The sequence below is a fragment of the Hymenobacter plasmatis genome, assembly GCF_020711255.1.
Lineage (GTDB): Bacteria > Bacteroidota > Bacteroidia > Cytophagales > Hymenobacteraceae > Hymenobacter.
The window spans coordinates 169,946-195,186 of the sequence record NZ_JAJFAW010000006.1; the positions used below are offsets into that span (position 1 = coordinate 169,946).

Genomic DNA, 25,241 nt, shown 5'->3' on the forward strand with positions numbered 1-25,241 from the left:
TATGCTCACTGCCCTCGCCAACACGCTCCCGCATTTTCGCCACACCAATTCCGGCCAGTTTTTCCTCATGGCGGGCCCCTGCGTCATCGAAGGCGAAGACATGGCGCTGCGCATTGCCGAGCGCATCAAGCACATCACCGACAAGCTCCAAATCCCCTTTATTTTCAAAGGCTCCTACCGCAAGGCCAACCGCTCGCGGCTCGACTCCTTCACCGGCATCGGCGACGAAACGGCGCTGCGCATCCTGCAGAAAGTAGGCCGCGAAATCGGCGTACCCACCGTTACCGACATCCACGAATCGGGTGAGGCGGCGCTCGCGGCGGAGTACGTTGACGTACTGCAAATCCCGGCCTTCCTGTGCCGGCAAACCGATTTGCTCATTGCCGCGGCCCAAACCGGCAAAGTGGTGAACGTAAAGAAAGGTCAGTTTCTGAGTGGCGAGGCCATGAAGTGGGCCGTGGACAAAATCCGGCAGTCCGGCAATGAGCACGTCATCCTCACCGAGCGGGGCAACTCCTTCGGCTATTCCGACCTCGTGGTGGATTTCCGCAACCTGCCCGCCATGCGCGAATTCCGGGTGCCCGTGGTGATGGACGTGACGCACTCCCTGCAACGCCCCAACCAGAGCAGCGGCGTGACCGGCGGCCAGCCCGCCCTCATCGAAACCATTGCCAAAGCGGCCATCGCCGTGGGGGCCGACGGCCTGTTCATCGAAACCCATCCCACGCCGGCTACCGCGCTATCAGATGGCGCCAACATGCTGCCGCTCGACCAACTCGAAGCCCTGCTGGTGAAGCTGACGCGGGTGCGCGAGGCCATTCGGGATTCTGGTGAGGTTGAGCTAAATCAACTGCCCTAAGGAAAGAAGGGTAGCATACATATGGTTGAGCTGAATCTTTATAAATCCCGGTGGGTATCAATCAAACTGATGCTGGGGTGTCTGCTTTTTGTGGGGATTGGATACTTTATGCTTGGGCAGCCCGATGCGCCGCAATGGGTTGCCTGGCTGAGCATAGCGTTTTTTGGGCTGGGTTTTCCCGTTGGCGTTTATCAATTGCTCGACCGCCGTCCGCAGATAATCATCAACGAACTTGGGATTTTCGACCGAACCACTCACCACGAGTTTATCAACTGGGAGATTATCCAGGACGTTTACCTCGCCCAAGTGCATAAGCAGCGCATCATCTGCTTAATCGTGGACGAAGAATTTGAGCCTTCCCGTAAGAAAGGAAAAATCAAGCAGGGCATCGCCACTTTCAGCAAGCAGTTGGGATTTCAAGAGTTGAACCTCACCCTAACCTACCTAGATGTTGATGCCGAGCGGCTGGCGGAGTTTGTACTGGCCATGCGCAGCGCCGAGCGACCCAACCGAGAGGCAATGGTGCAGAAGGCTATTGCCAACCTATAATATTGCGGGTATCAGGTCCGCAGACAAAAATGCTGCTTGGGCTGATTCTTTCGAAAGAAAACCAGCCCAATATAAAATAGGTCAACCGTCATGGTCACCTCTGGATGGGCTTTGATGGCCTCCCAGGCCCGTTCCATTTCCTTTGACCAGTGGATGTCGTCGAAGACAAACACGGATTCGTTGGTGCGATGCGCCAAGCATTGCTCGAAATAGCGCAGCGTTGGCTCGAAGCGGTGGTTGCCGTCGAAAAAGGCAAAGTCGACGGGTTTGCCCAGGGCCGCCAGGGCGGGAGCGAGGGTATCGTCGATGTTGCCCTCAACGATGCTGATGTTGCGCAGGCCCAGCGTGGCAAACGTTTCGCGGGCCACGGCCGCCACATTGGGGCAGCCCTCGAAGGTGACGACCTGCTGGCGCGAGTCGGCCGCAGCCAGGTAGGAAGTGGTGAGGCCAAGCGAGGTGCCCAACTCTAAAATGGTGGCCGGCCGGAAATAATTGACCAGCCGAAACAGCAGCTTCGCCAGATGCGGCGGTTTGGCCGCCGTACGGGCAATGTCGGCTACGCGGCGCTGCTGGCCCGAGCCGGTATGGGAGCCGGCCCCAAAGTCGGTGACGCCGATGCTGGCCGGGCTGCGGAGCAACTCTTGGCGCCGCGCCTCAATGGGGGCATAGGCCCCGAAAAAGCCGGTGTGGCGCACCACTGAGGTGTAGAGCCCAAACACGAACGGGGAGTGGAGCCCGTGGGCATTGCCCGAACGAAGCCAGAAGCGGAGGTAAGCGAGGAGTTGAAACAAGAAGCGGGCGGGCAATGCGAACCGCAAAGGTCGCACGCCCGCCCGCTATTCTCCGAAACGTTATTAATTGAGCCGGTAAGGCACCATCAGCGTGAACTCGGGGATTTCCACCGAGAATTCCTGGCCGTTGGCCAGGCGCTCCATCAGGTAGGTGCCGCGCATCTTGCCCACCCCCGACTTCAGGTTGCAGCCGCTCACGTACTGGTGCGCCTCGCCGGGCTCGAGCACGGGCTGGCGGCCCACCACGCCCTCGCCCTCCACTTCGCGCACCACGCCGTTGGCATCGTGGATGTGCCAGTGTCGTCGCAATAGCTTCACGGTAAACTCGCTATTATTGCGAATATCTATTTTATAGGCGAACACGAAATGCTCTTGGCCGGGGCTGGAGTAATCGGGCAGGTAGTTGGTCGTAACCGAAACGGTGACGCCTTGCGTAGTGGTGGTGGGCATAGGTCTCGTAGCTTATAGGTAGCTGCGGGCGTAACATGCGCCCGCCAGAATTGGTTTTACGCAAAAGTTACGCTTGAACGCCGCAAAAGCCCATTTATTTCCCCAAAAATTTCGATGGTAAAGATAGCCGAAAGCTGGCAGCACGTGTTAGCCGATGAGTTTGAGAAGCCGTATTTCCAACGCCTAATTGCCTTTGTGAAAGGGGAGTATGCCACGGCTACCGTTTACCCGGCCGGGCCCCAGATTTTTCATGCGTTCGACGCCACGCCCTTCGACAAAGTAAAGGTGGTGATACTGGGCCAGGACCCTTATCACGGGCGAAACCAAGCCCACGGGCTTTCTTTCTCGGTGCAGGACGGGCAGCGCACACCGCCCTCGCTTCAAAATATTTTCAAGGAGCTCCAGGACGACATCCCCGGTACCACGCCCGCCACCAACGGCAACCTCGACCGCTGGGCCAAGCAAGGGGTGCTGCTCCTCAACGCCACCCTTACCGTGCGGGCCGGCGAGCCCGCCTCGCACCAAAAAAAAGGCTGGGAAGAATTCACCGACGCCGTTATCCGCAAGGTTTCGGAAGAGAAAGAGCACGTCGTATTCATTCTCTGGGGCGCGTACGCGGGCAAGAAATCTGAGCTGATTGACGAGAAAAAACACCTGATAATCAAATCGGTGCATCCTTCTCCATTTGCGGCTGATAAAGGATTTTTTGGCAGCAAGCCCTTTAGCAAGACCAATGCGTGGCTCAAGAGCAAAGGGCTGACGCCGATAGAGTGGTAGCTCAACTTCAGCCCCAGTGGCACCTCACCCCCGGCCCCTCTCCCCAGGAAAGGGGAGCCACGGCACAAGAAATAGCTCAATTCTTGAGAACAGAAAGCCCCGGCTCAATATTGAGCCGGGGCTTTCTGTTGCTTAGCGTCAGGCTCCGCTCTCTAATGGAGAGGGGCCGGGGGTGAGGTCAACTTCTAGTGAATCAGGTTGAACAGCCGGTTCCACCGGATTTTATGCCAGAAATCAGCATTGGGGTCAACTGACAGCCAGATGAGTACGGCCTTACCCACTACGTGGTCTTCGGGCACGAAGCCCCAGAAGCGCGAGTCTTCGGAGTTGTGGCGGTTGTCGCCCATCATCATGTAGTAGTTCTGCTTAACGGTGTAGCTGGTGAGCATTTTGCCATTTTGATAAATCATGCCGTCTTTCCAGGTGATGCCGGTGTTGTGTTCGTAGCGGGCCACGATTTTGTAGTAAATGGCGGCATTGCCGGGCGTGAGAGCGATGGTCTGGCCTTTCTTGGGAATGGGCAGCGGGCCGTAATTATCGAGTGTCCAGCCGCGGGGAGTGGCGCTCATGGCGTCGGAGTTGCGGAAATCGGCTACGTCCGGGAACAGCTGCACCTGGGGCTGAATGACGGTCATGCTCTTCACGTAGGGCTGCTTACGGAAGTAATTGGCCGCCGCTACGGTGCAGCTGATGGCGTAGCCCGATTTGCCGTCGGGCGTGGTGACGGCCTGCGGGCTCCCGTTGGGCTGGTCGTAGTCGACGATGCCCTGGGCGCGCAAGGCGGCCAGCACCTCGTCGTTGGGGTTGTCGACCTGCATGAAGTAGGTGGTTTCGAGGCCGGGAGGCGTCACGCCGGGCTTGCCGTTGAGGTACACCTGGGCATCTTTGATTTCGAGGGTGTCGCCGGCAATGGCCACACAGCGCTTGATGTAGTTGGTGCGCAAGTCGGCGGGGTACTGCGACTCGTGAGGCACGTGAAACACCACCACGTCGTTGCGCTTGATGCTGCTAAAGCCCGGCAGCCGGTAGGTGGGCAGCTGAATCAGTTCCGAGTAGCTTTTCAGGCCCGTTCCCCAAATGGTTTGGTGGGTGAGGGGCACCTGCAGCGGTGTTTGGGGTGTGATGGGGCCGTAGTGCAGCTTGCTCACAAACAGGTAGTCGCCCACCAGCAGCGAATTCTCCATGCTGGGCGAGGGAATGGTGTACGCCTCAAACGTGGCCCAACGGATGAGCGTAGCCGCCACAATGGCAAAAATCAACGAATCGGCCCATTCACGGCCCTTCGTTTTAGGCGGTTTGGGAGTGGTGGAACGGTCGGTTTTGAGCAGTGACATGGGGAGCAAGCTTGGGCCTGGCAATGAAAATCAGGTAAAGAAACGCAGCAGAATGCTGGCAGGCGCCACCACCCCGAGCAGGTGGGGCAATTACAAATCCAGCAGTTCTTTCATTCCAAAGACGCCCTTGCGGCCGGGGAGCCACTCGGCGGCCAGTAGCGCGCCCATGGCAAAGCCTTCGCGGCTGTGGGCTTCGTGCTTGAGCTCCAGGGTGTCTACTGCCGAAGTGTAGGTGACGATGTGCGTGCCCACGGCGTCGCCGGTGCGCTCGCTGAGGATGGCCAGCTCGGCTTCGGTCTGGGCCGGCTCGTTGCGCCAGCTGGTTTTGCTGGGGAAGTGGCGGATGATGCCTTCGGCCGTGGTGAGGGCCGTGCCGCTGGGCTGGTCGATTTTCTGGGTGTGGTGGATTTCGCGTACCGACACGTCGTACCCGCCAAACTGGTGCATTTTGGCGGCCATGTATTCGTTGAAGTGGAAGAACAGGTTCACGCCCACGCTGTAATTGGAGGCGTAGAACAGGCTGCCATTCAGTTCTTTGGTCAGGGTTTTGGCTTCTTCGAAATGATGCAGCCAGCCCGTGGAGCCGCACACCACGGGGATGCCCTGGTGCAGGCAGGCCGTGATGTTGGCCAACGCCGAATCGGGATGCGTGAATTCGATGGCCACATCGGCCGTGGCGGGCGTGAAGTCGGTGATGTTGAGCTGGCTGGCGTGCAGGTCCACAATGCCCGCAATCTCGTGGCCGCGCTCAGTAGCCAGCGCCGCAATGGTTTGGCCCATTTTCCCGTAGCCGATGAGTAGAATTTTCATGCGTGGTAGTTAGTAATCGGTGGTCGGGTAGTCCGGCAAAAGGTAATCGGCAAAAATTGGGCTGCCAAGTACGGTGGCGGGCTACTGCAAACGGACCATTAAAGGAAATTTATTTGACCCGTAGCGCAAATAGGACGCCCGGTGCTGTGGGCAGAGCCAGGGCCCGCCCGGGCACCGGCAATAGCGCCGGCTGCCAATGCAGGCTTAGGTCTTCGCTCACGTCAAAGCTCTTCAGGTGGGCATCCACCAGGGCATCCACAATTTGCAGGCTGTAGGCCAGGCCGATGTAGAGGTAGAAAAGGTCCCGGTTGCCGCGGTAGAAGCGAATGCCGGTATTAATGGCGTCGATGCTGGGTTCGCGCCGAACGGGCATCGGCAGGCTAATGTCCTGCGGACGAGCCCCACCCGCGACACCCGCCTGGGAAGTGAGGAAATCACTAGCGTCGACGTACTGTCGAAAGCGAGTCTGATAGAAATACTCCCCATAAATTACCCCACCCAGGGAGCCATACACCAAGGGCAGCTTCCACCACCGGTGGTTATAAATCTGGCCCGCGCCGGGTAAAATAGCCGCCAGCAGCGCCGCCTTGCCGGGCCGGGTGAGGCGAATGCCCGGAAAGCCAAAGGCCCGAAACATATGCTCGGTGCGCTTGGCCGAGTCGGCGGCGGCTTTCCTTCGCTTGTCGGCGGGCGTAACCACTACTTCTCGTGCCTCAGTCGTATCAGGGCGAATCACTGGCGGTGTAGGCGGGGCAAATACCTGCGCCTGGCCACTGTTGCCGGCCAGGAGCAGGCCCACGAAAACCAGCAGGGGCGCGATGTGGTGATACGATTTTGTCATAGCAAACCTGCTAACGGAAAACGCCCGGTTTTAGCGTATTAGCCGACTTTGGCCTCCGAAGAATGGCTCTTCGGCGGTTGAAAAGTCCGCACCAACCACCTGAGGGTGGTATCAGGAAGGATGCAGAATGTGCAGGATGCGCTGCATGTCCTCCACCGAATCGAAGGCAATTTTGATTTCGCCGCTGCCTTTGGGGCCGGGCCGCACCTGCACCCGCGAACCAAACCGGTCGGTGAGGTGGCGCTCGGTGCGGCGCAGCTCGGCGGCGGGCACTACCGATTGAACTGGCGCTGTGGCGGTATTGCCGGCAGTTTCGGCGCCATTAGTAGCCGAAGGACGGCCAAAACCGCCCCGTACCAATTCCTCAACCCGGCGCACGGACAGTTCCTCGGCCACAATCTTGCGGAACAGCTCCACCTGGGCCTTGGGGTCTTCGATGCCGATGAGGGCGCGGGCGTGGCCCATGCTGATTTCGGCATCGCGCAGGCCAATCTGCACGTCGGGCGGCAGCTTGAGCAGGCGCAGGTAGTTGGTGACGGTAGAGCGGTTTTTGCCCACTCGGTCGCCCAGCTCTTCCTGGCGCAGGTTGCACTCGCTCAGCAGGCGCTGGTAGCTGAGGGCAATTTCGATGGCATTCAGGTTTTCGCGCTGAATGTTCTCAATCAGGGCCATTTCCAGCATTTGCTGGTCGTCGGCCTTGCGGATGTAGGCCGGAATGGTCTCCAGGCCGGCAAGCTTGGAGGCCTGTAAACGCCGTTCGCCCGAAATGAGCTGGTAGGCGTTGGTGCCGAGCTGGCGCAGCGTCACGGGCTGAATAATGCCCTGAATTTTAATGCTTTCGGCCAGTTCCTGAAGGGCTTGCTGGTCGAAGTGGGTGCGGGGCTGGTAGGGGTTGGCCTCGATGTGCTCCACCGAAATAAAGCCCACCGAATTGACGGGGTGCGACACCAGCCGGTCGCTGGGGCCGGGCCGGTCGCCTTTTTTCTCGTAGCTGCCCTCAATCAGGGCGTTCAGGCCCCGGCCCAGGCCGCCAATCTTGCGCTTAGGTATAGGAGCCGCGGCCGTGGCCGGAGTGGTTTTCTCGTCGTTCTTCTCTGGAGTCATCTCGGCAAGGTCCTGTTGGCCGAAAGGTCGGCGCATACGGAACTTCAAAATTACGGATTGTTGGGCGAAGGACAAGCCGGGAAGTTTGACGGGTCTGGTTCAGCTTAAAATCAGTTCTAATTAAGCCTGGATTTCAGCCCCGGCGAGGCAACATATCGGTAGAGAACTGGCGCATTAAGAACGATAAAGCCCCGGCGGGGCGCCACTCGTTCAACGAATGCCGCTCCGCCGGGGCTTTTATTTAGCTCAACTTACCAAATTAAATTCGCTCGTCCTCAGCGGTTTCCTCTGGGCGGGCTTCTACGCTGTTCTTTTCCACAATCTCGCGGGCCAGGTTCAGGTAGCTAATGGAGCCTTTGCTTTCCGCGTCGTGCAAAATAACGGGGATGCCGAAGCTGGGCGACTCGCTCAGCTTCACGTTGCGGGGGATGATGGTGTCGAAGGCCAGCTGCTGGAAGTGCATCCGAACCTCTTCCACCACTTGGTTGGAAAGGCGCAGGCGCACGTCGTACATCGTGAGCAGGATGCCTTCGATTTCCAGTTCCGTATTCAGGCGGCTCTGGATGATTTTGATGGTATTGAGCAGCTTGCCCAAACCTTCCAGGGCAAAATACTCGCACTGCACCGGGATGATAACCGAGTGCGCGGCCGTGAGGGCGTTCACGGTGATAAGGCCGAGCGAAGGCGAGCAGTCAATGATGATGAAATCGTACTGCTCGGCGAGGGGGCGCAGGGCCTCCTTCATTTTTTCTTCCCGGTTGGGCAGGTTTATCATCTCTACCTCGGCGCCCACCAGGTCGATGTGGGAGGGCATAAGGTCGAGGTGGGGCAGAATATTGGTGGGCAGGATGATATCCTGGGCGTTGATGCCGTCCACCATGCATTCGTAAATGCTGTTCTGGATGTCCTTGGGGTCGTAGCCGACGCCGGAAGTGGCGTTGGCCTGGGGGTCGGCGTCGACGAGCAGGGTCCGGTAGTCCAGGGCGGCCAGGGACGCCGCGAGGTTAATGGAAGTAGTGGTTTTGCCCACCCCGCCTTTCTGATTGGCTACCGCGATGATTTTTCCCATGAGTCTCTAATTGTCAGTTGTTCGTTGTCAGTTGTAGGCTAAAGCGGGCAGAAACAGGAGAAAAGAACAACCTGACAACTGACAACGAATAACTGACAACTAATAACTTTTGCCGTAGCATTGCACAAAGATACATTCTTTCCCTGTTCGCATGCCCCCTTTTTTGGCTCGCTGGACTAGCCGCATAGCTAAACCGCTGGGGCCCTTGGTGGCCCTGCTGGCACTAGGCGGCTGCCACGATGCGGCCCGCCCGGCCGCCGATGAGCGCCGCGTGTTCCGCTACAACCAGCCCGAGGCCCTCACCTCGCTCGACCCCGCCTTTGCCCGCAACCAGGCCAACTGGTGGGCCGTGGGGCAACTCTACAGCGGGCTGGTGGAGCTGGACTCGACCCTGCTGCCCACCCCGGCCCTTGCTCGCACGTTCAGTATTTCGCCCGATGGTCGGCTCTACACCTTCGTGCTGCGGCCGGGCGTGCGCTTTCACGACAGCGAAGTTTTTCCCGGGGGTAAAGGGCGCGAAGTAAAGGCGGCAGACTTCGTTTATTCCTTCAAACGCATTCTGGACCCGGCTACGGCCAGCACGGGCGGATGGATTTTCCGGGGCAAGGTGCTGGAGAAGCCCGATGGTACGCCCAGCGATACCTGTTTTGTGGCGGTCAATGACTCGACGCTGCGCATCCATCTCAAGGAGCCGTTTATTCCGTTCCTGGGCATTCTCACCATGCCCTATGCCTACGTGGTGCCCCACGAAGCGGTAGAAAAGTACGGCAAGGACTTCCGCGAGCACCCGGTAGGCACCGGGCCGTTCCGGTTCAAGCTTTGGGATGAAGGCAACGTGCTGCTGTATGCACGCAACCCCACCTACTGGCGGCGCGACCGCCAGGGCCGCCCGCTGCCCTACCTTGATGCCGTGGCCATCAGCTTCCTGGCCGACCGCAAAACGGAGTTCCTGACCTTCATGCAGGGCAAGTTGGATTTCCTTTCGGGCATTCGCGCCGGCTCCCGCGACTTGATTATGAATCCCGATGGCACCATTCGGGACGATTTCAAGGGCAAGTTCACGGTGCAGAAAGTGCCGTATCTGAACAACGAGTACCTGGGCTTTCAACTCGATTCGGCGAATCTGACCGGGGAGCAGGCCATCCAGGGACGGGCCCTGCGTGACAAGCGCGTGCGGCAGGCGTTGAATTATGCACTGAACAAGCCCGAGATGCTGACCTACATCCTGAACCGGGTGGGGCAGGCGGGCACGTCGGGCTTCGTGCCGGCCGCCCTGCCGTCATTCTCCGAGAAGCTGGTGCCCGGCTACACCTACCAGCCCCAGAAGGCCCGGCAACTGCTGCGCGCGGCGGGCTACGGGCCCCAGCGGCCGCTGCGCCTACGCCTGAGTACCGTGCTGGAACGCAAGGAGATAGGCGAATACCTGCAGAAGCAGTGGGCCGATGTAGGCGTACAGGTGCAGATTGACATCAACCAATCGGCAGCCCAACAAGACCTCGTAGATAACGGCCGCGTGGCCTTCTTCGCCAAAAGCTGGCTGGGCGACTACCCCGATGCCGAAAACTACCTGGCGCTGTTCTACAGCCCCAATTTCAGCCCCGCCGGCCCCGACAAAACGCACTTCAAAAACGCGGCCTACGACAAGCTCTACGACGAAGCCCGCCGCACCCAGGACGTGGCCAAACGCACGGCTATGTACCAGGCCATGGACCGAATAATCGTGGAGGAATGCCCGGTTATCAGCCTGTATTACGACGAGGTGGTGCGGCTCACGCAAAACAACGTACACGGCCTCACGCCCAACCCCATGAACCAACTGCTGCTCGAGCGGGTGCACAAAGACTAGGCTGGTTGAGCTGATAAAAAGGAAATTACACTTTACTGAAAAAGAATTATGGCCCGTCTCAACAAGATTGTTTTCATGTTTTTGCCGGGCCTGTTTTTGCTCTTCGCAGCCCATGGCCAGTCTGTTGGGCAAGCATCGGAGGCTGCGCCCCTGGTGATGGGCCAAACGTTTACGCTGCAATCCAAAGCGCTGAGCGAGACCCGCCGAATCAATGTGTATCTGCCGGCCGGCTATGCCGAATCGACCACCTTGCAGCTGCCCGTGCTGTACATGCCGGACGGCGGCATGGCCGAAGACTTTTTGCACGTGGCCGGGCTGGTGCAAGTGCTGGTGGGCAACGGCACGATGCGCCCCTTTATCTTGGTGGGCATTGAAAACACCCAGCGCCGGCGCGACCTGACCGGCCCCACCACCAACGCTGAGGACAAGAAGATAGCGCCGCACGTGGGTGGCTCAGCCGCGTTTCGCCAGTTCATCCGCACCGAACTGATGCCGGCGGTGAAGCAGCGCTACCGCACCACGGCCGAAACGGCCATCGTGGGGGAGTCACTGGCCGGGTTATTCGTGGTCGAAACCCTGCTGCTGGAGCCCGATTTGTTCGATTCTTACCTGGCTTTCGACCCCAGCCTGTGGTGGAACAACGAGCAGCTGGCCAACCAGGCCAGCACCTTGCTCAATGCCAAGCCCAAGGCCGGCCAGCCCAAGTTCCTGTACCTGGCTACCGGCAGCGACGCGGGACTTGCGCCGCCTGTCGGGCGCCTCACCAAGGCGCTGGGCAGCACCCCTGAGCGCAGCATTGCCTGGCACTACGAGCCCATGCCGCAGGAAACCCACGCGACCATCTATCATCCCGCCGCGCTCAAGGCCTTCCGGCTGGTCTTCAAGCCCAAAGCCACTAATTCGCCGGGGACGCACTAAAGTGTTAGTAGAAGCTAGCGGAGGCTGAATAATTGAGCTGGCCCTATCTATCGGCCCGCAGCTCGGCCAAGGCGTCGAACTGATTGGCGAAGCGGTTGAACAGGTTTTGCACGTTTTCGGGGGCGCCTTCTTCCACCACCACGGTCTTGAGCTGGCCGTTGGGCTGGCGTATGCCAATTACCGTGCTGGGCAGGTCGCTGGTATTCTTGGAGTATCGTTCCTGAAACTGCTCAAAGTGGGCTTCCTTGGCCATACGCAGCAGGTCGGCTAGCGCGGCCGGGGCCATTTTAAGCTCTTTGGTGCCCATCACGGGTACGGCCCGCCGGCCCTCGTAGGCCACGCGGCCATCGGCGTAGACTTGCATTTTGTAGGCCGGGCAGGTGCCGAAGCACGGCGTGCGCTCGAAGGTGAGCACGGGTTCAGCATCCTGCTTCCCCTGAACAGTTGAGGCTTGGGTAGCAGTAAAAGCCCCTTTTTTACTGACTTTTTTGGCCTTTACCTTCTGCTTGGTCTGCGAAGTAGGCGTGGCTTTTTGGGCGCAGGCGGGTAAGGTGAAGCTGAATGCGAAAAGCAATACAAGAGCAAAGAGGTAGCGCATGGCCGAATATTTAAGCAATGACAGACTGGAGTGCCTGCGTGAATATAGGCAAACAAAAAACCGGCAGAACGAAAACCGTGCCTGGGCTTTCGTTCTGCCGGTTTGAAGGGCAATAAGTTAGGTCGTCATGCTATGTTGAATCGGCGCATGACAACCTGCTTGTTTACTAGGACTTCTTCTTGGCCTGGGCTTCGCGCTCCTGCGCGGCTTTCATGGCTTCGGCAATGCGCCCTTGGATGCCACCGGGCTTCTTGTCCTTGTTTTTGATTTTGTTGGCGTCGAGCTGCGCGCGGATTTTGGTGTCGTCCACGAATGCTTTGGTGAGGGCTTGCTGGCCGAAGGTGATAACGTTCGACACAAAGTAGTACCAGGTGAGGCCGGCCGCAAAGCTGTTCAATACGAACAGGAAGATGATGGGCATCAGGTAACTGTAGGTCTTCATCGGGCCCTGCATGGCCGTGTTGGTCTGGTTGCTCTGCCAGGTCATGAGCAGGGTGGAGGCCGTCATCAGCAGCGTGAACATCGAAACGTGGTCGCCGTACCATTTCACGTAGAAAGGCAGCTTGATAAAGACGTCGTAGCTGCTCAAGTCCTTGGCCCACAGGAAGCTCTGCTGGCGCAGCTCAATGGCGTTGGGGAAGAACTGAAACATGGCGAACAGAATCGGCAGCGTGAGCAGCGTGGGCACGCAGCCGCTCAGGGGCGATACGCCGAAGGTCTGGTAGAGCTTCATCGTCTCCTGCTGCACCTTGGTCTGGTCGTCGCCGTACTTGGCTTTCAGCTCATCGATTTCCGGCTTCAGCACTTTCATGCGGGCTTGGCTCTCGTACGTTTTGTAGGTGAGCGGCCACGTCACGAGCTTAATCAGCAGCACCAGCAGCGCGATAATCAGGCCGTAGGAGCCAATGAACTGCTCCAGGAAGTGGAACACCGGCAGCACCACAAAGCGGTTTACCCAGCGGAACAAGCCCCAGCCCAGGTACACGTTGCGGTCGAACTCCGGCGCTACTTGCTTCAGCAGGTTGAAAGAGTTGGGGCCGAAGAAGAAGCGGTACTGGCCACGGCCCTGCTCCACCTCGGCCACCGGGATGGTGAGGGTGGTGCTCAGCGTTTTGATGCTCGTGGAGTCGGCGAGGTTCACGTCCGAATTGAACGCGCCGCCCGTGAAGGGCTGCTGGTCGGCGATGAGGCCGGCCACGAAGAAGTCGTGCTTGTGGGCCGCCCACTTTACCGGGCCGGCGGCCTTAATTTCCTCGGGCTTTTCGCTGGCTTCGGCCAGGGCGCCCTGGTCGCCGGCGGCCAGGTAATGGTTGATGGTGGTGTGGTTGCGGTTCTGCTTCAGGTCCTGCTCGGTCTGGCGCACCTGGTCCACAAAGGTGAAGGTGAGCGGCTCCTGGGCCACCGCCTGCTCCAGGCCATTCAGGCGCAGGTTGTAGGCCAGCTCAAAGCTGTTGGCGGGCAGGGTATAGGTCTGCACGATGCTGCCCCCGGCCACGGGTGCCGTGAAGGTGAGCACCGATGCACCCGCAGCCTGCGAAGGCACCGACTGGAACACCAGGTCCGAAAACTTCACAGTTTTACCGTCCACGGTGCGGAAGCGCGTGTCCATGCGGGCGCTTTTGGCATCGAACAAGTCGAGCGGCTGGCCGAAGAACGTCTTGTACTTGTTCAGGCGCACGGCCGTCACGCGGCCGCCGCGGGTCGAAAAGGTGACGGTGAGGTTGGCATTGGTCAGGGTTACATCCTGGGCTGTGCCAGCCGTGGTGTCGAGGGCCGCTTCCGGTGCGATGGCCGGTACTGCCGCAGGAGCAGCGGCGGGGGCGGCGGCAGTAGTAGCCGGCGGCGTCTTACCTGTAGCTTTTTTGTCATCCTTCTTCGGGCTGAAAAAGAAGAGGTACACGAGGAGCAAGGCCGAAATAAGGAAAAGGCCGGTTGCTTGATTTTTGTCCATTACTATTTTAAGTTGCGAAGGGGCAAAGGTACGGAGTGAAGGGCCTCGTCTGTTATACTGGATGGGCCACCTGTCATTGCGAGGCCGCAGGCCGTGGCAATCCGTCCTTAGAAAGCGACCAGCCCTGAAAAGTGATAACGCCTTTTATCCCGCTAGTTCTTTCCAAGCCGGATTTTCCGTGTTAATCAGCGCCAGCTTTTTAGCGCGAGAACCTGCTTTAAGCTGTTTCTCGCGAGCAATTGCCGCATTGATATCTGGATACGTTTCGAAATACACCAGCTTTTGCACGTTGTATTGCTTGGTAAATCCCTCGTGTACGCCAGCTTTATGCTCGGCTACGCGCCGGGCTAAGTCGTTGGTAACGCCGATGTATAAGACTGAGTGATTCGCATTGGTGAGCAGGTAGACGTAATAAGTGCGCACCATATTTTAAGCTTTGTCACGTCTTTAGGCTGGTCGCAGTGAGAGGACGGATTGCCGCGTTTCGCTGCGCTCCACTCGCAATGACAGGTGGGCGCAACGCATTGACAGACGAGGCAGCGTCTACCCCTTGCGGTGCTGGATGGCGGCCCGCACAAAGCGCGTAAACAGCGGGTGCGGATTCTCCACGGTGCTTTTCAGCTCGGGATGGAACTGGCCGGCCACAAACCAAGGGTGGTTCGGTAGCTCAATTACCTCCACCAGGCCGGTTTCGGGGTTGGTACCGGTCATCTGCATGCCGGCTTCTTCAAATTGAGCCAAAAACTGGTTGTTGAACTCGTAGCGGTGGCGGTGCCGCTCGCTGATGTGGTTGCGGCCGTAGGCTTTGGCGGCGCGGGAGCCGCGGCGCAGGTCGCAGGCGTAGGCGCCCAGGCGCATGGTGCCGCCTTTCAGGGTCACGTTTTTCTGCTCTTCCATCATGGCCACCACGGGGTTGGGCGTGAGGGCGTCCATCTCGGTGGAGTTCGCATCCTGCAGGCCCAGCACGTGGCGGGCGTATTCTACCACGGCCACCTGCATGCCCAGGCAGATGCCGAAGAACGGAATGTTGTTTTCCCGGACGTAGCGCACGGCGGCTATCTTGCCCTCAAAGCCGCGCTCGCCGAAGCCAGGCGCTACCAGCACACCGTCGCAGCCGTGCAGCAGGCTGGCCACGTTTTCGGGCGTGATGTGCTCCGACTGGATGCTGCGCACCGTGACTTTGCACTCGTTTTGCGCGCCGGCGTGCACAAACGATTCGTTGATGGATTTGTAGGCGTCGGGCAGCTCCACGTATTTGCCCACCAGCGCGATGGTCACTTCCTCGGTGGGGTTTTTCAGCTTGCCCAGAAAGTCTTTCCAGGCTTCCAAGTCGGGCACTGTGGCGCCACCGGTCAGCTTCAGGCGCTTAATCACCCGCTCGTCGAGGCCTTCCTTGCGCATGAGCAGCGGCACCGAGTAGATGCTGTCGGCGTCGAGCGACTCGATAACGGAGTTGATTTTGACGTTGCAGAACAGCGCGATTTTGCGGCGCATTTCGGCCGGAATCGGGTGCTCGGAGCGGCACACCAGGATGTCGGGCTGCAGACCTGCCTCGCGTAGGTCGCGCACCGAGTGCTGCGTGGGCTTGGTTTTCAGCTCACCGGCCGCCTTCAAATACGGCAGCAGCGTGAGGTGAATCACCAGCGAGTCGCTGTCGGCCAGCTCCCAGCGGAGCTGGCGCACGGCTTCCACAAAAGGCAGGCTCTCGATGTCGCCGATGCAGCCGCCGATTTCGGTAATGACCACGTCGAACTGCCCGTTTTGGCCCAGCAGCAGCATGCGCCGCTTGATTTCGTCGGTGATGTGGGGCACTACCTGCACGGTTTTGCCCAGGAAGGCGCCTTCGCGCTCGCGCCGAATCACGGTGTCGTAGATGCGGCCGGTGGTCACGTTGTTGGCCTGCGAGGTGGGCGCGTTCAGGAACCGCTCGTAGTGGCCCAGGTCGAGGTCGGTTTCAGCGCCGTCGTCGGTCACATAGCACTCGCCGTGCTCGTAGGGATTGAGCGTGCCGGGGTCGATGTTGATGTAGGGGTCGAACTTCTGGATGGTGACGCGGAAGCCGCGGGCCTGCAGAAGCTTGGCGAGGGAGGCCGAAATGATGCCCTTGCCAAGGGAAGAAGTGACGCCGCCGGTTACAAAAATGTACTTGGCGGGGCCGGGCGCGGGGGTGGGGGAGCGGTCTGGCATTTCGGGAGACAAAGGTAGGGCTAGTTTCAAGGCCAGAGGCGCGTTAGCTTTGTAGAGCCGCGGCTTTACGTGCCGCTACCGTTGCTAAAGTTGCTTGCTGTGCTGTTCCGTCGTCTTTCTTTTCTGTTGTTTCTGCTGCTGGGCGCTACCCAGCTGCCGGCCTGTGCCCAATCTTCGGAAACGCCTGTGGCCGTGGTGCTGCCGGCTGCCAACCTGCCCTGGCTGCAGCTGCTGGTAGACAGCTCGGCCGTGCTGCGCCAACACCAGGTGGGCATCAGCGTGGCCGATGCGGGCACCGGCGAAACCTTATTTAGCTACAATGCCGCCAAGTATTTCACGCCGGCGAGCATGATGAAGCTGTTCAGCTTTTATACCGGGCTGCACCTGCTGCCCGACTCGCTGCCCAGCCTGCGCTACTTCTCGCGCGGCGACACCCTGTTTTTCCAGGGCACCGGCGACCCCACTTTTCTGCACGGCGACGTGCCCAGCCGCCGGGCTTACACCTTCCTGCAGAGCCGGCCCGAAAAGCTGCTGGCCTACTCCGACATTGCCTGCGTGCCGGCCTACGGCCCGAGCTGGAGCTGGGATGATTTCACGTATTATTTCCAGCCCGAGCGCGGCCCGTTCCCCATCTACGGCAACACCGTCCGCTTCTACGCGGCGGCTCCACTGGTCCGTCCGCGCACCGGCGGCACGGCCTCGCTGGCCCACGCCGTGGCCCTGCCGCAGCGGGTGCGCGTGCTACCCCGCTCGTTTGCGCCGCTTACCGAGCCCGCGCCGGCCAACTTCCTGTCGCCCGACATCGACCCCGATACGCACGTGCGGCGTTCGCCCCTCGAAAACCGCTTTTACACCCTGGCATCGCCCAAGAAATGGATAGACGAGGTGCCTTTCAGCACCAGCCGCACGCTCTTGCTGCGCCTGCTGGGCGATACCCTGCGCCGTCCCATTGTGGGCGTGGTATGGCACCCCCGGCCTACCGATAAGGTGCAGACGCTGCGCGGACTGCCCGTCGATTCGCTGTACCGACGCATGCTGCGCGTGAGCGACAACTTCCTGGCCGAGCAGCTGCTGCTCATGTGCAGCACCACGCTCGGGCACGACTCGCTGAGCACCAGCCGCGTGATTCACTACGCCCTCAAGAAGGAGCTCAATACCCTGCCCGACCGGCCCGTGTGGGTCGACGGCTCGGGCCTGTCGCGGCTCAACCTCGTCACGCCCCGCACATTCACGGCACTACTGCTCAAGCTGCACCAGGAGGTGCCCGAGCCGCGCCTATTGAGCCTACTGGCCGCGGGCGGGCACCAGGGCACGTTGCGCAAGCGCTACCACGATGCCAACGGCACCTGGTTTTGGGGCAAAACTGGCACCTTGACCAACAACGTGAACATCTGCGGCTACGTGCGCACCAAGAGCGGCCGCCTGCTGGCCGTGAGCTTCTTCAACAACGGCTTCCCCGGCGATGACGCGCCCGTGCGCAACGAAATGGAGCGCCTGCTGCGCGAAATGCGCGACCGGCTGTAGGCGGGTATGGATAGGGCACTTTCAGCGAGCGAAAAACGTACCTTCGAGCATGAGCCCCGTTTTTAAGTCCCGCGACAAAGCCCAGATTGACGAGCAGCAGCGCCGCTACTACTGGAGCCTGACGCCGCACGAGCGTCTAGCACTGGCCGTGCGCCTCAACCAGCAGGCACGCCTGATTTATGCCGCCAACCTGGCCAACCCGCCCCTGATGACCGATGGAGGAAGAATACTTAAATCTGCTGCGCCACTTCCACGCCGAGGGCGTTGAGTACGTGGTGGTAGGCGGCTACGCAGTTATTGCGCACGGCTTCCCGCGCACCACCGGTGACCTGGACCTGCTGGTGCGGCCCAGTGCGGCAAATGCCCGGCGCGTGGTGAAGGCCCTCAGCCAATTCGGCTATACCCAGGGAGAGTTCGAAGAAGCTGATTTCGTCACCGTTCCCAACTTCATATCCTTCAGCACCAAAGGTGTGTGGATTGATTTGCTGACCGAATTGCAGGGCGTAGGGTTTGATGAAGCGTTTTCTACTGGTTTGGAGCTGGTGTTCGACGACGTGCCCGTACGGTACATTGGCCTCGCGGCGTTGCGCGCCGCCAAACAAGCCTCTGGTCGCCCGCAAGACCTGCGCGACCTGGAAAACCTGCCTTCCTGAAACTAGCGCCAAAAACCGCAACTCATGGCCCATATGCTTGATAACCCCGTCTGGAGTGCCCTGATTTCGTGCAATAAAGAACTGTGCGAAGGCGTAGACGGGGTAAAGTATTTTGCCAGCGACGTTTCGCCCTTTGTTGGGTTTGAGACACCTTTGTCGCAGGCCCTTGAGCTGCTGCACGACCTCGTGCCCGCGAAGCGCATTTTAGGGGTGGTGAGCCCGGCGGCGCTGGTAGTTCCGGGCGAGTGGCAGGTGGTGCAGCAGATGCACGCGTTGCAAATGGTTCAGGAGGCTGCAACTGGAGATGCCGTGGGGGAACAACAGCTAGTCCCGCTGGGGCCGGAGCACGTGCCCGCCATGCTGGCGCTCACCAAGAGTACCAACCCCGGCCCGTTTGCCAGCAACACCATTGCATTTGGGCACTACGCGGGTATTTTCGACGGGAATGAGCTGGTGTCCATGGCTGGGCAGCGGCTGCACCCGGAGCCGTACGCCGAAATCAGTGCCGTGTGCACGCATCCCGACTATCTGGGCCGTGGCTACGCCCGGCAGCTGCTCCAGCACCAGGCCCAGCGCATCAGAGCAGCGGCGGGTATTCCCTTTCTGCACGTGAGAGCCGACAACACGGGCGCGATAAAGCTCTACCATTCCCTGGGCTTTGCGACCCGAAAGGAGATGAACATTTACATCATTCAGAAAGCACCGGCCTCCACGCAGCCGGAAGCGGAGGGCTAGTGACTGGTTGAGCTAGTGAGGCAGGCGGTGCTTTAGTACAGTACCCGGAACTTGATGGTGTGCTCCACCTCGCGCAGGGCCTTGATGACCTCCTGGTCGTACTCGCGGTTGATGTCGGTGATGACGTAGCCGATTAGCTCGTTGGTTTTCAGGTACTGGCCCAGGATGTTGACGTGGTGCGCGGCCAGCACGTTGTTGATTTTGGCCAGCACGCCGGGCACGTTGGCGTGGATGTGGATGAGGCGGTGGGCCTGCTGCACCGGCAATTGGATGTTGGGGAAGTTCACCGACTGTTGGGTGTTGCCGGTGTTGATGTAGGCCATGATGCGCTCGGGCACAAACTCGGCGATGTTGCGCTGAGCCTCGGCCGTGCTGCCGCCGATGTGCGGCGTGAGCAGCACGTTGGGCAAGCCGCGCAGCTCGCTTTCGAAGATTTCGTGGTTGGTTTTGGGCTCGTAGGGAAACACATCCACGGCCGCACCGCCGAGGTGGCCCGAGCGCAGGGCGGCAGCCAGGGCCGGCACGTCTACCACGTGGCCGCGGGCGTTGTTGAGAAACAGCGCGCCGGGCTTCATCAAAGCAAATTCGGCGGCGCCGATGAAGTTCTCGTTGGCTGCGCGGCCATCGATGTGCAGGGTCACCACATCGGCCTGCGCGAGCAGCTCTTCCAGGGTGCGGCACTTCACGGCGTTGCCGAGCTGCAGCTTTTCGGCGATGTCGAAGTACACCACCTTCATGCCCACGGCCTCGGCCACCACCGACAGCTGCGAGCCGATGTTGCCGTAGCCCACGATGCCCAAGGTCTTGCCCCGAATCTCGAACGAGCCTTTGGCTGACTTGTCCCACTCGCCGGCGTGCATTTTGGGGTTTTTCTCCGGAATGCGACGGGCCAGCACAATGATTTCGCCCAGGGCCAGCTCAACGACTGAGCGGGTATTGGAAAAAGGCGCGTTGAACACGGCCACGCCGCGCTTCATGGCTTCAGCCAGCTCAATTTGGTTGGTGCCAATGCAGAAGGCCCCGATGGCAATCAGCCGGTTGGCCGCTTCCAGCACGCGCTCCGTCACCTGGGTTTTGCTCCGGATGCCGAGGATGCTCACGCCCTCGATGCGCTCAATCAGCTCGTCCTCGTCGAGGCCGCCGGGCACGCTTTCCACCTGGTAGCCTTCGGCAGTGAACAGCTCTTTGGCGCGGGCGTCGGGGTTTTCGAGGAGCAGGACCTTGATGCGGTTTTTGGGGTACGAAAGGGTCATCGGGAGCTTGAGCTGATATAGAAATTCGTCGAAGGTGGGCAGCACCTCGTCGGCGCGGGCCACCACGGTGGGGCGGGCCACGTTTTCGGTGTATGCATAGAAGCGGTGGGCCAGGCCGGCTTCGCGGATTTGGTAGTCAGTATAGCCGTCTCCGAGCACGTACACTGGCCCGTCGAGGTCGAGCAGCACGAGCTGGCGTATTTTGCCGCCGTCGCGGCTGAGCACGTTGGCCGGGTCGCAGCCGGTGATGTTGCCGGCCTCGTCGAAGGTGAAGGTGTTGGCCAGCACGTGGTCGGGCGCGATGCCGAACTCGGCCACCACTGGCTCAATAAATTCCCGAAAGCCACTGCTCACCACGTAGATGCGGTCGGCGAACTGCCGGAAGAAGGCGCCGTTGCGCCGGATGCTCTCGCTCACTTTGGTGTGCAGGCGTGCCACCAGCGGCGCCAGGTGCTCGCGGCTGGCTCCCAGCAGCTCCAGCCGCCGGGCCAGCGACTCCTGAAAGCCGATTTCGCCGGCCATGCCTTGGTCGGTTAGGGCCCGAATTTGAGCGACTACCGCGGCCTGGTCGGGGTGGCCCTGCAGGGCGATGTCGGCCAGTTCATCGAGGCCTTCGACCTGCGTGAAAGTGGAATCGAAATCAAAAACGAGGTAAGGCAGGGGAGCGGCGGGGGCGGACATAATAGCAGCAATATCGGCCCGAAAGTGGCTTAGGTGGCTGCGCCTCGCCATAATAACTTCCTCATTAGCCAGCCCAAAGTCCTTATAGCCCTGCTTCCCTGCCCGCTAAACCAGCGCCACGGCTTCTCTAAAAACCGCTCGTCAGCAGCTCAATATCGGCAACCTCAGCTAGAAGGCGGCGAAATTACAATTGCATACCATGGGACATAACTGGCTAAGGCACTATCTGTTAATTAATGGTTGATTCAAAGCTCCGGTCATTTGCCTAAGGCCTTGTTGCGTTGGGCCAAACGGCTTGCAAAGGCAGAGATTGGGGGCGGCACCGGGGCAACCTCTTCGATAACCAAATTGCCACGACGCAGTACTGCCAGAGTACCCTTACTTCGGGAGGAGCGGCCATGGCACGTGAGCAAGAACAAGAAGTTGAGCTAACCCTCGAATCCGTAACCTCGCACCGCACCCTCGATGGGGTGGAGGAATTGAGTTTGAATACGACGGATGGTCACATCGAGGCGCGCCTGCACGCGGCCCCCAACGGAGCGCCCGCCGTGGTGTGGGTGGGCGGAGCGGGCGGTGGGCTCGATGGGCCGGCCTGGGGCATGTACCCGCGCCTGGCGGCCCGGTTGGCGGCCCAAGAAATTGCCTCGCTGCGGCTGGACTACCGCCGGCCCAACCAGCTGGAAGACTGTGTAATGGACACGCTGATTGGAACGGAATACCTGGCGCTGAAATGCGGCTATCAGTCCATTGCCCTGGTGGGGCATTCCTTTGGCGGGGCCGTGGTAATTGCAGCCGGCGCCCTTACGCAGACCGTGACGGCGGTGGTGGCCATGAGCAGCCAGACCTACGGCACCGACCTGGTGCCGCGGCTGAGCCCGCGCCCCTTGCTGCTGGTGCACGGCTCGGCCGATGAAATCCTGCCCGATGTCTGCTCCCGCAATATCTACGAGCGTGCCAAAGAGCCCAAAGAGCTGCACCTGTACCCCGGCTGCCGCCACGGCCTCGACGAGTGCCGCGAACAGGTGGACGATGTGGTGGTGGGCTGGCTGGTGCGGCAACTGGCCCCGAATAAAGTACCCCAGTAGCCTCGTAGGAAACGGTAGGCCGGGCTACCTTGCCCGCCCATTTGCTACTGCCCCATGCCCCAGCGCCTGCTTTTTGTGTACAACGCCGACGGCGGCCTGCTGCCCAGCCTCAAGGACGCGTTTCATAAGGTGCTCTCGCCGGCCACGTACCCGTGCTCGCTGTGCGGCATCACGTACGGCGCCACGCAGATGCGGCCGGAGTGGAAGCAGTTTGTGCGCGAGTTGCCGGTGGCGGTAGATTTTCTGCACCGCGATGAGTTTATGCGCACTTATCCGCAGTGGCGCGCGCAGCCGCTGCCCGCCGCATTTGCCGTGGGAGTGGCCGGGGAATTGTCGGTTTTTATTCGGGCCGAAGAAATGGATGCCACCGACCTGAACGGCCTGATGGCGCTGGTGCGGGCGCGGCTGGAAGAGCCGGCCGCCGGGGCCTGAGCAGAGGGTGCAGGAAGCCCTGCTTTGGAGTGATTTGGGCCCGGGTGAGCGGCTGTGAAAAAGGGTTTTAACATGCGCCGGCCCGGGGGCTACCTTTGGCTCAGAAATATCTATTTTCTGATTTGTCACTCTTCATTCCCCGTAGTTTTTCCACATGCGAAATTCGATTTTTTCAACCCTGGTGCTGGGTGCTGCGCTGCTCACGGCGGGCGTAGCCTCGGGGCAGCAGGCAGCCACCGGCCCGGCCTACGATGCCAAGGCGCTGTTCAGCCCCATGTTTATTGAGCAGCTGGCCACGCCCACGCGCACGGCCGGCGGCCAGCCCGGCGCGGCCTACTGGCAAAATGGCGCCGACTATAAAATCAGCGCCCGCCTCGACGACAAAACCGCCCGCGTGACGGCGTCCGTCGACATCACCTACACCAACAACAGCCCTGACCGCCTGGCGTTCGTGTGGCTGCAGCTCGACCAAAACCTCTACCGCGCCGACTCGCGCGGCGCGGCGGCCACGCCGGTAGCGGGCGGGCGCTTTGGCAACTCGGCCCGCGGTTTCCAGGGCGGCGACAGCCTGCAAACCGTGACCATTGACTTCCACGGCAAGAAGCGCAAGGCCAATTACCGCGTGCAGGATACCCGCATGCAAATCATTCTGCCGGAGGAGATGAAGCCTAAAGGCGACAAGCTCGGCATTCACATCGACTACGGGTTCAACGTGCCCGAATACGGCTCCGACCGCCTGGGCCGCCTCAAAACCAAGAACGGCGAAATCTTCGAGGTGGCGCAGTGGTACCCGCGCATGGCCGTGTACGACGACGTGGAAGGCTGGAACACGCTGCCCTACATGTCGGCTGAGTTTTACCTCGAGTACGGCAACTTCGACTACACTATTAACGTGCCCGCCAACTTCATCGTGGGCGGCTCGGGCGAGCTCGTGAACCCCACCGAGGTGCTCACCGGCGCCCAGCAGAAACGCCTGGCCCAGGCCGCCGGCTCCGACAAAACCGTCATCGTGCGCTCGGCAGATGAGGTGACCCAGGCCAACTCGCGCCCCGCCGGCAAAAACGGCCGCCTCACTTGGCACTTCCGCTGCCAGCGGGCCCGCGACGTGGCCTGGGCAGCGTCGGCCGCCTTTGTGTGGGATGCTGCCAAGATGAACCTGCCGAGCGGCCGCAAGTCGCTGGCCATGTCACTCTACCCCACGGAGTCGGCCCAGGATACGGCCTGGAACCGCTCGACCGAGTACGTGAAGAAAAGCATCGAATACAACTCCAAGCAGTGGTATGAGTTCAGCTACCCGGCGGCCACCAACGTGGCCGGCGTGGTGGGCGGCATGGAGTACCCGGGCATCGTGTTTTGCGGCGCCAAGGCCCGCAAAGGTGGCCTCTGGGGCGTGACGGACCACGAATTTGGTCACAACTGGTTTCCGATGATTGTGGGCTCGAACGAGCGCAAGTACCCGTGGATGGACGAGGGCTTCAACACGTTCATCAACATCCTTTCGACCCAGAATTTCAACAACGGCGAGTATAAGTCGCTCAACGACACTACTCGTCTGGTGGCCGGCCTGGTGCGGGGCATTTCTATTCCCACCACCGACCCGCCTTTTACCGTGCCCGACGTGACGCAGTCGTACAACCTGGGCTTTACTGCCTACAGCAAAATGGGCTACGGCCTGTTTCTGCTGCGCGAAGAAATTCTGGGCCCCGAGCGGTTCGACTACGCTTTCCGGAGCTACATCAAGCGCTGGGCCTTCAAACACCCCCAGCCCAAGGACTTTTTCCGTACCATGAACGAGACCAGCGGCGAAGACCTGACCTGGTTCTGGCGCGAGTGGGTGTACAACAACTGGCAGCTCGACCAGGCCGTGACCACCGTCACGTATGTTAACCAGGACCCCGCCCAGGGCGCCCTCATCACCATCGAAAACAAGGGCCAGGCCGCCATGCCCGTCACGGCCGAAGTGACGGAAACCAACGGCAAAAAGTCCCGCGTGAAGCTGCCCGTTGAAATCTGGCAGCGCGGTGGCACCTGGACGTTTCGCTACAACTCCACCACGCCGCTCACGCTCGTGCGCCTCAACGCCACCAAGCTGCTGCCCGACGCCAACCCGTTTAACAACGTGTGGCGGCCTATGGTGCTGAAGTAGGAGGGCCCTCACCTGGGGAACCTCACCCCCGGCCCCTCTCCAAAAGAGAGGGGAGCCACGGCACAAGATTTTAGCTCAATTCCTCAAAACAGAAAGCCCCAGCTCAATATTGAGCCGGGGCTTTTTCATTGGATTAGCGTTAGGCTCCCCTCTCTTATGGAGAGGGGTTGGGGGTGAGGTTCACGATGGCATCACACGCCCCTGATTTTGCCATTTCGGGTCGTAGTGTACTCCACCAAACCAGTAGAGCATCATGGCCCGCGAGTAGCGCAGCACCAGTGGGGCCAGCACCAAGGCAGCTACTGTCACTACGGAGACATAGACCCAGGTGTCGGGGTTGCCAAAAACGTAATAAATCAGCACGCCCAGGCCCAGCACCATCGCCACGTTGAAGCCGTAGGTGATAAACATGGAGCCAAAATAGAAGCCCGGCTCAGGCTCAAACGACTGCCCACAAACGGGGCATTGAGCGGGCATCTCGGCAAACTTGGTCAGGTTGAGGGCGGAATGGGTGAAGAGTTTTCCTTGGTGGCAGCGGGGGCAGCGCAACGCCAACAAGGCCATGGCATTGGAATCGATGCGAGTAGCCATAACCTGTGAAATAAGTGGAGCTGAATGGAAGGTATACGGGCAAAGGCGGTGCTCGTC

25 protein-coding genes are annotated in these 25,241 nt (G+C 60.3%); 12 read left to right on the top strand and 13 right to left on the bottom strand.

Annotation, left to right across the window (positions count from 1 at the left end; translation table 11 throughout):
- The first annotated feature begins 1 nt into the window (after position 1).
- Together kdsA and LJ738_RS06455 are read left to right on the top strand one after the other, a co-directional pair.
- The gene (kdsA, locus tag LJ738_RS06450) at positions 2 to 859 is read left to right on the top strand and encodes a 3-deoxy-8-phosphooctulonate synthase (RefSeq protein ID WP_227785486.1); all 858 of its coding nucleotides are present in this window, start codon (positions 2 to 4) and stop codon (positions 857 to 859) included.
- Positions 860 to 880: 21 nt separating this feature from the next.
- Positions 881 to 1,408, top strand: a complete 528-nt coding sequence (locus LJ738_RS06455) for an STM3941 family protein (RefSeq protein WP_227785487.1) — start codon at positions 881 to 883, stop codon at positions 1,406 to 1,408.
- Between the two features lie 11 nt (positions 1,409 to 1,419).
- On the opposite strand, the gene LJ738_RS06460 is transcribed toward LJ738_RS06455, so the two are convergent.
- Positions 1,420 to 2,199: an O-methyltransferase gene (locus tag LJ738_RS06460; protein ID WP_227785488.1), complete on the bottom strand. Its 780-nt coding sequence runs from the start codon at positions 2,197 to 2,199 to the stop codon at positions 1,420 to 1,422.
- A gap of 63 nt (positions 2,200 to 2,262) precedes the next feature.
- Positions 2,263 to 2,649, bottom strand: a complete 387-nt coding sequence (gene apaG / locus LJ738_RS06465) for a Co2+/Mg2+ efflux protein ApaG (protein ID WP_068193013.1) — start codon at positions 2,647 to 2,649, stop codon at positions 2,263 to 2,265.
- 114 nt (positions 2,650 to 2,763) lie between these two features.
- Here apaG and LJ738_RS06470 point away from each other — a divergent pair, with 114 nt between their 5' ends.
- On the top strand, positions 2,764 to 3,426 hold the full coding sequence (locus LJ738_RS06470) for a uracil-DNA glycosylase (protein ID WP_227785489.1): 663 nt from the start codon (positions 2,764 to 2,766) through the stop codon (positions 3,424 to 3,426).
- Between the two features lie 185 nt (positions 3,427 to 3,611).
- Here LJ738_RS06470 and lepB read toward each other — a convergent pair whose 3' ends face one another.
- The 5 genes from lepB to LJ738_RS06495 all read right to left on the bottom strand — a co-directional run bounded on the left by lepB (position 3,612) and on the right by LJ738_RS06495 (position 8,584).
- Positions 3,612 to 4,760: a signal peptidase I gene (lepB, locus tag LJ738_RS06475; RefSeq protein ID WP_227785490.1), complete on the bottom strand. Its 1,149-nt coding sequence runs from the start codon at positions 4,758 to 4,760 to the stop codon at positions 3,612 to 3,614.
- A 90-nt stretch (positions 4,761 to 4,850) separates the two neighbouring features.
- On the bottom strand, positions 4,851 to 5,570 hold the full coding sequence (gene dapB / locus LJ738_RS06480; RefSeq protein WP_227785491.1) for a 4-hydroxy-tetrahydrodipicolinate reductase: 720 nt from the start codon (positions 5,568 to 5,570) through the stop codon (positions 4,851 to 4,853).
- Between the two features lie 109 nt (positions 5,571 to 5,679).
- Positions 5,680 to 6,411, bottom strand: a complete 732-nt coding sequence (locus LJ738_RS06485; protein WP_227785492.1) for a DUF5683 domain-containing protein — start codon at positions 6,409 to 6,411, stop codon at positions 5,680 to 5,682.
- Positions 6,412 to 6,522: 111 nt separating this feature from the next.
- A complete protein-coding gene (locus tag LJ738_RS06490) occupies positions 6,523 to 7,551 on the bottom strand; it encodes a ParB/RepB/Spo0J family partition protein (protein ID WP_227785493.1) in 1,029 nt (342 codons plus the stop codon).
- Positions 7,552 to 7,774: 223 nt separating this feature from the next.
- Positions 7,775 to 8,584, bottom strand: coding sequence for a ParA family protein (locus LJ738_RS06495; RefSeq protein ID WP_068193033.1), 810 nt, complete (start codon positions 8,582 to 8,584; stop codon positions 7,775 to 7,777).
- Positions 8,585 to 8,735: 151 nt separating this feature from the next.
- On the opposite strand from LJ738_RS06495, the gene LJ738_RS06500 reads away from it, so the two are divergent.
- Together LJ738_RS06500 and LJ738_RS06505 are read left to right on the top strand one after the other, a co-directional pair.
- Positions 8,736 to 10,430, top strand: a complete 1,695-nt coding sequence (locus LJ738_RS06500) for an ABC transporter substrate-binding protein (RefSeq protein ID WP_227785494.1) — start codon at positions 8,736 to 8,738, stop codon at positions 10,428 to 10,430.
- A gap of 48 nt (positions 10,431 to 10,478) precedes the next feature.
- A complete protein-coding gene (locus tag LJ738_RS06505) occupies positions 10,479 to 11,348 on the top strand; it encodes an alpha/beta hydrolase (protein ID WP_227785495.1) in 870 nt (289 codons plus the stop codon).
- A gap of 43 nt (positions 11,349 to 11,391) precedes the next feature.
- On the opposite strand, the gene LJ738_RS06510 is transcribed toward LJ738_RS06505, so the two are convergent.
- The 4 genes from LJ738_RS06510 to pyrG form a co-directional block, all read right to left on the bottom strand.
- The gene (locus LJ738_RS06510; RefSeq protein ID WP_227785496.1) at positions 11,392 to 11,946 is read right to left on the bottom strand and encodes a DUF6438 domain-containing protein; all 555 of its coding nucleotides are present in this window, start codon (positions 11,944 to 11,946) and stop codon (positions 11,392 to 11,394) included.
- 166 nt (positions 11,947 to 12,112) lie between these two features.
- Positions 12,113 to 13,897 (bottom strand): membrane protein insertase YidC, encoded by a 1,785-nt coding sequence (gene yidC / locus LJ738_RS06515; protein WP_227785497.1) that lies wholly within the window; start codon positions 13,895 to 13,897, stop codon positions 12,113 to 12,115.
- A 144-nt stretch (positions 13,898 to 14,041) separates the two neighbouring features.
- Positions 14,042 to 14,323, bottom strand: coding sequence for a GIY-YIG nuclease family protein (locus LJ738_RS06520; RefSeq protein ID WP_227785498.1), 282 nt, complete (start codon positions 14,321 to 14,323; stop codon positions 14,042 to 14,044).
- A 117-nt stretch (positions 14,324 to 14,440) separates the two neighbouring features.
- Positions 14,441 to 16,084 carry a CTP synthase gene (gene pyrG, locus LJ738_RS06525; protein WP_227785499.1) on the bottom strand — a complete coding sequence of 548 codons (1,644 nt, stop codon included), beginning with the start codon at positions 16,082 to 16,084 and terminating at the stop codon, positions 14,441 to 14,443.
- A gap of 99 nt (positions 16,085 to 16,183) precedes the next feature.
- On the opposite strand from pyrG, the gene LJ738_RS06530 reads away from it, so the two are divergent.
- From LJ738_RS06530 to LJ738_RS06545, 4 genes are read left to right on the top strand one after another with little or no spacing between them, the layout of a single operon-like run.
- Complete coding sequence (locus LJ738_RS06530) at positions 16,184 to 17,608, top strand: D-alanyl-D-alanine carboxypeptidase/D-alanyl-D-alanine-endopeptidase (protein ID WP_227785500.1); 1,425 nt, start codon at positions 16,184 to 16,186, stop codon at positions 17,606 to 17,608.
- Positions 17,609 to 17,657: 49 nt separating this feature from the next.
- Positions 17,658 to 17,876, top strand: a complete 219-nt coding sequence (locus LJ738_RS06535) for a hypothetical protein (protein WP_227785501.1) — start codon at positions 17,658 to 17,660, stop codon at positions 17,874 to 17,876.
- Positions 17,824 to 18,261: a nucleotidyltransferase family protein gene (locus tag LJ738_RS06540; RefSeq protein WP_227785502.1), complete on the top strand. Its 438-nt coding sequence runs from the start codon at positions 17,824 to 17,826 to the stop codon at positions 18,259 to 18,261. Before LJ738_RS06535 ends, LJ738_RS06540 begins: the two co-directional genes overlap by 53 nt.
- Before the next feature lie 24 nt (positions 18,262 to 18,285).
- Entirely contained in the window at positions 18,286 to 18,996 is a 711-nt protein-coding gene (locus tag LJ738_RS06545) for a GNAT family N-acetyltransferase (protein WP_227785503.1), read from the top strand.
- A 32-nt stretch (positions 18,997 to 19,028) separates the two neighbouring features.
- Here the strand turns inward: LJ738_RS06545 and serA are convergent, their stop codons facing one another.
- Positions 19,029 to 20,930, bottom strand: coding sequence for a phosphoglycerate dehydrogenase (serA, locus tag LJ738_RS06550; protein WP_227785504.1), 1,902 nt, complete (start codon positions 20,928 to 20,930; stop codon positions 19,029 to 19,031).
- Positions 20,931 to 21,328: 398 nt separating this feature from the next.
- Between serA and LJ738_RS06555 the strand changes: the two genes are divergently transcribed.
- From LJ738_RS06555 to LJ738_RS06565, 3 genes are all read left to right on the top strand, one after another.
- Positions 21,329 to 22,015, top strand: coding sequence for an alpha/beta hydrolase (locus LJ738_RS06555; protein WP_227785505.1), 687 nt, complete (start codon positions 21,329 to 21,331; stop codon positions 22,013 to 22,015).
- A gap of 54 nt (positions 22,016 to 22,069) precedes the next feature.
- Positions 22,070 to 22,447, top strand: coding sequence for a hypothetical protein (locus LJ738_RS06560; RefSeq protein ID WP_227785506.1), 378 nt, complete (start codon positions 22,070 to 22,072; stop codon positions 22,445 to 22,447).
- Positions 22,448 to 22,601: 154 nt separating this feature from the next.
- On the top strand, positions 22,602 to 24,593 hold the full coding sequence (locus tag LJ738_RS06565) for a M1 family metallopeptidase (RefSeq protein WP_227785507.1): 1,992 nt from the start codon (positions 22,602 to 22,604) through the stop codon (positions 24,591 to 24,593).
- A 180-nt stretch (positions 24,594 to 24,773) separates the two neighbouring features.
- On the opposite strand, the gene LJ738_RS06570 is transcribed toward LJ738_RS06565, so the two are convergent.
- The gene (locus LJ738_RS06570) at positions 24,774 to 25,184 is read right to left on the bottom strand and encodes a DUF983 domain-containing protein (protein WP_227785508.1); all 411 of its coding nucleotides are present in this window, start codon (positions 25,182 to 25,184) and stop codon (positions 24,774 to 24,776) included.
- Positions 25,185 to 25,241: the final 57 nt, after the last annotated feature.

Bases quoted from the DNA above. Each gene is read 5' to 3' on its own strand.
- kdsA (WP_227785486.1), top strand. From the start codon at position 2: ATGCTCACTGCCCTCGCCAACACGCTCCCGCATTTTCGCCACACCAAT.
- LJ738_RS06455 (WP_227785487.1), top strand. From the start codon at position 881: ATGGTTGAGCTGAATCTTTATAAATCCCGGTGGGTATCAATCAAACTG.
- apaG (WP_068193013.1), bottom strand. From the start codon at position 2,649: ATGCCCACCACCACTACGCAAGGCGTCACCGTTTCGGTTACGACCAAC.
- LJ738_RS06470 (WP_227785489.1), top strand. From the start codon at position 2,764: ATGGTAAAGATAGCCGAAAGCTGGCAGCACGTGTTAGCCGATGAGTTT.
- lepB (WP_227785490.1), bottom strand. From the start codon at position 4,760: ATGTCACTGCTCAAAACCGACCGTTCCACCACTCCCAAACCGCCTAAA.
- dapB (WP_227785491.1), bottom strand. From the start codon at position 5,570: ATGAAAATTCTACTCATCGGCTACGGGAAAATGGGCCAAACCATTGCG.
- LJ738_RS06485 (WP_227785492.1), bottom strand. From the start codon at position 6,411: ATGACAAAATCGTATCACCACATCGCGCCCCTGCTGGTTTTCGTGGGC.
- LJ738_RS06490 (WP_227785493.1), bottom strand. From the start codon at position 7,551: ATGCGCCGACCTTTCGGCCAACAGGACCTTGCCGAGATGACTCCAGAG.
- LJ738_RS06495 (WP_068193033.1), bottom strand. From the start codon at position 8,584: ATGGGAAAAATCATCGCGGTAGCCAATCAGAAAGGCGGGGTGGGCAAA.
- LJ738_RS06500 (WP_227785494.1), top strand. From the start codon at position 8,736: ATGCCCCCTTTTTTGGCTCGCTGGACTAGCCGCATAGCTAAACCGCTG.
- LJ738_RS06505 (WP_227785495.1), top strand. From the start codon at position 10,479: ATGGCCCGTCTCAACAAGATTGTTTTCATGTTTTTGCCGGGCCTGTTT.
- LJ738_RS06510 (WP_227785496.1), bottom strand. From the start codon at position 11,946: ATGCGCTACCTCTTTGCTCTTGTATTGCTTTTCGCATTCAGCTTCACC.
- yidC (WP_227785497.1), bottom strand. From the start codon at position 13,897: ATGGACAAAAATCAAGCAACCGGCCTTTTCCTTATTTCGGCCTTGCTC.
- LJ738_RS06520 (WP_227785498.1), bottom strand. From the start codon at position 14,323: ATGGTGCGCACTTATTACGTCTACCTGCTCACCAATGCGAATCACTCA.
- pyrG (WP_227785499.1), bottom strand. From the start codon at position 16,084: ATGCCAGACCGCTCCCCCACCCCCGCGCCCGGCCCCGCCAAGTACATT.
- LJ738_RS06535 (WP_227785501.1), top strand. From the start codon at position 17,658: ATGAGCCCCGTTTTTAAGTCCCGCGACAAAGCCCAGATTGACGAGCAG.
- LJ738_RS06540 (WP_227785502.1), top strand. From the start codon at position 17,824: ATGGAGGAAGAATACTTAAATCTGCTGCGCCACTTCCACGCCGAGGGC.
- LJ738_RS06545 (WP_227785503.1), top strand. From the start codon at position 18,286: ATGGCCCATATGCTTGATAACCCCGTCTGGAGTGCCCTGATTTCGTGC.
- serA (WP_227785504.1), bottom strand. From the start codon at position 20,930: ATGTCCGCCCCCGCCGCTCCCCTGCCTTACCTCGTTTTTGATTTCGAT.
- LJ738_RS06555 (WP_227785505.1), top strand. From the start codon at position 21,329: ATGGCACGTGAGCAAGAACAAGAAGTTGAGCTAACCCTCGAATCCGTA.
- LJ738_RS06560 (WP_227785506.1), top strand. From the start codon at position 22,070: ATGCCCCAGCGCCTGCTTTTTGTGTACAACGCCGACGGCGGCCTGCTG.
- LJ738_RS06565 (WP_227785507.1), top strand. From the start codon at position 22,602: ATGCGAAATTCGATTTTTTCAACCCTGGTGCTGGGTGCTGCGCTGCTC.
- LJ738_RS06570 (WP_227785508.1), bottom strand. From the start codon at position 25,184: ATGGCTACTCGCATCGATTCCAATGCCATGGCCTTGTTGGCGTTGCGC.